We start from the raw sequence: 5,364 nt of genomic DNA, 5'->3' as shown, positions 1-5,364 counted from the left end.
GAGCGGATCTGGCCGGGTGCTGCATACCATCAACCCGCGCCTGCATCCGGACCAGATCGCCTGGATCGCCAACCACGCCGAAGACCAGGTGTTGTGCTTTGACCTGAGTTTTCTGCCGCTGGTGCAGGCCGTGCATGCCAGGTGCCCGACCATCAAGCACTACATCGCGCTGTGCGACGCTGACAAGTTGCCGGCCGATTCGGGCATTCCGGATTTGCAAAGCTACGAAAGCTGGATGGGCGCACAAAGCGCCGACTACGCCTGGCCCAGTTTTGACGAAAACACCGCTTCCAGTATGTGCTACACCAGCGGCACCACGGGCAACCCCAAGGCCGCACTCTATAGCCACCGTTCCAGCACGCTGCACGCCTACGCGGCCGCGCTGCCTGACGTAATGTCCATCTCCGCACGGGATGCCATCCTGCCCGTCGTGCCCATGTTCCATGTCAATGCCTGGGGCATTCCGTACTCGGCCGCGCTCACCGGGGCCAAGCTGGTRTTTCCAGGGCCTGCGCTCGACGGCAAATCGATCTATGAGCTGATTGAGGCCGAAAAGGTCACTTACGCCGCCGGCGTGCCCACCGTTTGGCAGATGCTGCTGACACACATGAAGCCGTCAGGGTTGAAGTTCTCCACCTTGCGCCGCACCGTTATCGGCGGCTCAGCCTGTCCACCGGCCATGATCAATGCCTTCCGTGAAGACTACGGTGTGGAAGTGCTGCACGCCTGGGGCATGACCGAGATGAGCCCGCTGGGTACGCTGTGCGCGCTCAAGAACAAGCACGACACGCTGCCGGAAGCAGAAAGAATGAAGATACGCCTCAAGCAGGGGCGCGCCATCTACGGCGTCGACATGAAGATCGTCGACGCCAACGGTGAAGAGCTGCCCTGGGACGGCAAGGTCTTTGGCGACCTTTACGTCAAGGGGCCGTGGATTGTGCGCGAATACTTCAAGGGTGAGGGCGGCGACCCGCTGGTGGACGGCTGGTTCCCGACGGGCGACGTCGGCACCATAGACGCCGACGGTTATCTGCAAATCACAGACCGCAGCAAGGACGTGATCAAGTCCGGCGGCGAATGGATCAGCTCCATCGAGATCGAGAACATCGCCGTGGCGCACCCGGCCGTCGCCATGGCTGCCTGCATAGGCGTGGCCCATCCCAAGTGGGATGAGCGCCCCATCATCGCGGTCGTGAAAAAGCCCGGCATGGAAGTCACGCGCGACGAGCTGCTGCGCTTCTACGAAGGCAAGACCGCCAAATGGCAAATCCCCGACGACGTCGTCTTCGTCGACGCGATTCCCCTGGGCGCCACCGGCAAGATGCTCAAAACCAAGCTGCGCGAACTTCTTAAAGATTACAAATTGCCACAGGCCTGAGCGCTGCCATAGAGTGGGGCGGTATTAATCAAGCAGGGGCCGCGGAACCGGCTTTGCCGGGCCGCAGGCGCAGCGGCCCCCTCGGGGGGCAGCGACACACGAAGTGAGGAGCGTGGGGGTCACGTTCGTGACATCGGCTAGGGCATTCCCTGACGCAGTGCAACATCATTTGACCTAACCTTTGCCGGTTCCCTCTGCGGATTCACCGCGCATTCATACAATTTCCAGGAGACAAGGGATGACAACCCAGAACAGATTTTTCGCACGGCATGCAGGCATCGCCCTGGCGGTGTCTTCCATGCTTTACAGCGGCATGGCGCTGGCCCAGGCGCCCGCCAAGGCCGCAGCGCCGGCCAAAGCTGCAGTGGCAGCACCGGCCACCGGTGCCGTCAACCTGAACCAGRCTGTCAAGATCGCCTGGCTTGATCCACTGTCCGGCCTGATGGCGGCCGTGGGCACCAACCAGCTCAAGGGCTTCCAGTTCCTGGCCGAGCAGTTCAGCAGGAAGAACAGGGCCGGCGTGAAGTTCGAGATCATCGGCATCGACAACAAGCTCAGCCCACAGGAAACCACCAACGCGCTGAAGTCGGCCATCGACCAGGGCGCGCGCTACGTGGTGCAGGGCAACGGCTCCGGCCCGGCGCTGGCCATCATGGACGCGCTGTCCAAGTACAACGAACGCAATCCCGGCAAGGAAGTCGTCTACCTCAACTACGCCGCGGTGGACCCGGACCTCACCAACAGCAAGTGCGACTACTGGCACTTCCGCCTGGATGCCGACACCTCCATGAAGATGGAAGCGCTGACGGCCTTCATGAAGGACCAGCCCGACATCAAGAAGGTCTACCTGATCAACCAGAACTACTCGCACGGTCAGCAGGTCGCCAAGTTCGCCAAGGCCAACCTGGCCAGCAAACGCCCCGACATCCAGATCGTCGGCGAGGACCTGCACCCGCTGGCGCAGGTGCGCGACTTTGCGCCCTACATCGCCAAAATCAAGCAGTCGGGTGCCGACACCGTGATCACTGGCAACTGGGGTTCCGACCTCTCGCTGCTGGTGAAAGCCGCCAACGAAGCGGGCCTGAACAACGTCAAGTTCTACACTTATTACGCCGGCGTCACCGGCACGCCGACCGCGCTGGGCGCGGCCTCGGCCGGGCGGGTCTACATGGTGTCCTACAACCACCTCAACATGGGCGGCGAGATCCAGCAGGTCCAGGCCGACTACAAGAAGAAGTTCAACGACGACTTCTACACCGGCGCGATCTTCCATGCCTTCACCATCCTGACCGAAGCCATGGCGCAGACAAAATCGACTGAACCCGCCGTCGTGGCCAAGGCCATGGAAGGCCTGCGCTTCAAGAGCTTCAACGGCGATGTCGAGATGCGCAAGACCGACCACCAACTGCAGCAGGGCCTCTACATCGACAAATGGGAAAAAGCCGGCGGCAAATACCCTTACGATGCCGAGAATACAGGCTACACCTTTGTGCCGGTCAAATACTATGAGCCCTATGTGGCCAGCACGCCTACCTCTTGCCAGATGAAGCGTCCGGGCTAAGACCCTGGCGGCCGCCTGACCGGCGAAGGCCCGACCCATTCGGGCCTTTTTCTTTATCCCGGCAGTTTCCTGCCCGTATCTGTTTTACCTTCCAGCTTCAGGCGGTCATTGATGAATTTGGAATTTTTCACCATCTCCCTGCTTAACGGCCTCAGCTACGGGCTGCTGCTGTTCATGCTGAGCTCCGGCCTGACGCTGATCTTCAGCATGATGGGCGTGCTCAATTTTGCGCACGCCTCCTTCTACATGGTCGGCGCCTACATTGCCTACAGCACCTCGCAGGTCATCGGGTTCTGGTGGTCGCTGCTGGTGGCACCGCTTTTGGTGTTTGTGATGGGCGCGGCCTTCGAGCGCTTTTGCCTGCGCAAGGTGCACAAGTTCGGCCATGTGCCCGAGCTGCTGGTTACCTTCGGGCTGTCCTACCTGCTGCTGGAGCTGGTGCAGCTGGTATGGGGCCGCTCGGCCGTCAACTATGTGTTACCGGAGGGTTTGCAGGGCCCGCTGTTCACGGTGTTCGGCACCAACTTTCCCAAGTCGCGCGCCTTCATCATGTTCATTTCGCTGGCCATGCTGGCCGGCATCTGGCTGCTGCTCACGCGCACACGCATCGGCCTGGTCATACAGGCCGCGCTCACCCATCCGGAAACGGTGGAAGCGCTGGGCCACAACGTGCCGCGGGTCTTCATGCTGGTCTTTGGTGGCGGTGCCGCGCTCGCGGGCCTGGCCGGCGTCATTGGTGGCAATACCTTTGTGACGGAGCCCGCCATGGCCGGCTCGGTCGGCGCCATCATCTTTGTCGTCGTGGTGGTGGGTGGGATGGGTTCGCTCAGCGGCGCTTTTCTGGCTTCACTGCTGATTGGCCTGATCCAGACCTTTGCCGTGGCCATGGACCAGTCGCTCATGACGCTGCTGGCCAAATTCAGCTACACCGTGACGCCTGATTCCTTCGGCTATCCGTTGCTCAAGCTCACCATTTCACAGGTCGCCCCCATTCTGCCGTTCCTGTTCCTGGTGCTGATCCTCATCTTCAGGCCCAAAGGTCTACTGGGCACACGCGAAGGCTAGGCAGACCAATATGACTCGACCCTTTCACGAATTCAAACCCTATAACGTCGGCCGCTGGCTGTTGTGGTCGCTGTACGCGCTGCTGCTCATCGTCGCGCCGCTGATGTTCAAAAGCAGCCTGGCGCTCACCATGCTGTCGCAGGCCGGTTACCTGGTCATCATCTGCCTGAGCTACAACATCCTGCTGGGACAGGGCGGCATGCTCAGTTTCGGGCATGCGGTCTATGCCGGGCTGGGTTCTTTCCTCGCCGTGCACGCGATGAATCTGGCCACCAAAGGCAGCTTCTACATCCCGCTGACGCTGATTCCGCTGGTGGGTGGCCTCTCGGGTCTGGTTTTTGCTGCGCTGCTGGGATACGTCACGACCAAGAAGGCCGGCACCACCTTTGCCATGATCACCCTGGGCGTGGGTGAACTGGTGTTTGCGATGTCGCTGATGTTCCCCGAGTTTTTCGGCGGTGAGGGCGGCATCACCACCAACCGCGCTTATGGMAGGCCAGTTTTCGGCATCAGCTTCGGCCCGCAGATCCAGGTCTATTACCTGATCGCCTTCTATTGCTTCATCTGCACGGCGGCCATGTTTGCGTTTACCCGCACGCCACTGGGCCGCATCCTGAACGCGGTGCGCGACAACCCCGAACGCGTGGAGTTCATCGGATACAACACGCAGCGCGTGCGCTACTACGCCTTCATCATTGCCGGTTTCTTCGCCRGTATAGGTGGCGGTCTGGCGGCCATCAATTCGGAAATCGTCACGGCGGAAGTGGTGAGCGGTGTGCGCTCGGGCAGCCTGCTGCTGTTCACCTTCCTGGGCGGGGCGACATTCTTCTTCGGCCCCATCATCGGCGCCGGCCTGCTGGTGCTGGCGCTGATCCTGCTTTCAGAGCTCTCCATGGCCTGGCTGCTCTATGTAGGCCTGATCTTCCTCTTCATGGTGATGTATGCGCCCGGTGGTATCGCCAGCCTGATCATGATGAACTTGCGCGTGGCCTCTTTCGGCAAGCTGCGGGAATTGTGGGTGGGCTACCTGGGACTGGCCGTGACAGCGCTCACCGCGCTGGCCGGCGCGGCCGCCATGGTGGAAATGATTTACCACCTGCAGCTCAACGCGGCACTGGGCCCCGAACTCGGCTTCATGGGCGTGCGGCTCAACGCCACCAACCTCAACAGCTGGCTGGGCGCCGGCTTCGTGCTTGTCACCGGCCTGGGCCTGTTTGAGCTCACACGCCGGCAATTCCTCACGCAATGGGGCCAGATACAAAATGACATCGAGAAAGAAATCAAGCGAAGGGAATTACTGTGAGCCCCCACGCTCGTCACTTCGTGTACGTCGCTGCCCCCCGAGGGGGCGCTGCGCCTG

The 5,364-nt window shown here is 61.2% G+C and carries 4 protein-coding genes; all 4 read left to right on the top strand.

Going from position 1 to position 5,364, the window contains the following annotated elements; genetic code table 11:
- The coding region (locus tag AC1D1X_RS14805) for a 3-(methylthio)propionyl-CoA ligase (protein ID WP_477698545.1) at positions 1–1,378 on the top strand (1,378 nt) is incomplete at its 5' end.
- Positions 1,379–1,691: 313 nt separating this feature from the next.
- Positions 1,692–2,939 (top strand): branched-chain amino acid ABC transporter substrate-binding protein, encoded by a 1,248-nt coding sequence (locus AC1D1X_RS14800; protein WP_477698546.1) that lies wholly within the window; start codon positions 1,692–1,694, stop codon positions 2,937–2,939.
- A gap of 111 nt (positions 2,940–3,050) precedes the next feature.
- Complete coding sequence (locus tag AC1D1X_RS14795; RefSeq protein WP_477669517.1) at positions 3,051–4,004, top strand: branched-chain amino acid ABC transporter permease; 954 nt, start codon at positions 3,051–3,053, stop codon at positions 4,002–4,004.
- Between the two features lie 10 nt (positions 4,005–4,014).
- Positions 4,015–5,307 (top strand): branched-chain amino acid ABC transporter permease, encoded by a 1,293-nt coding sequence (locus tag AC1D1X_RS14790; protein WP_477698544.1) that lies wholly within the window; start codon positions 4,015–4,017, stop codon positions 5,305–5,307.
- Positions 5,308–5,364: the final 57 nt, after the last annotated feature.

It is taken from the genome of Polaromonas sp. P1_G4 (assembly GCF_056405475.1).
This window is presented reverse-complemented; position numbering and strand designations above follow the sequence as displayed.

Bases quoted from the DNA above. Each gene is read 5' to 3' on its own strand.
- AC1D1X_RS14795 (WP_477669517.1), top strand. From the start codon at position 3,051: ATGAATTTGGAATTTTTCACCATCTCCCTGCTTAACGGCCTCAGCTAC.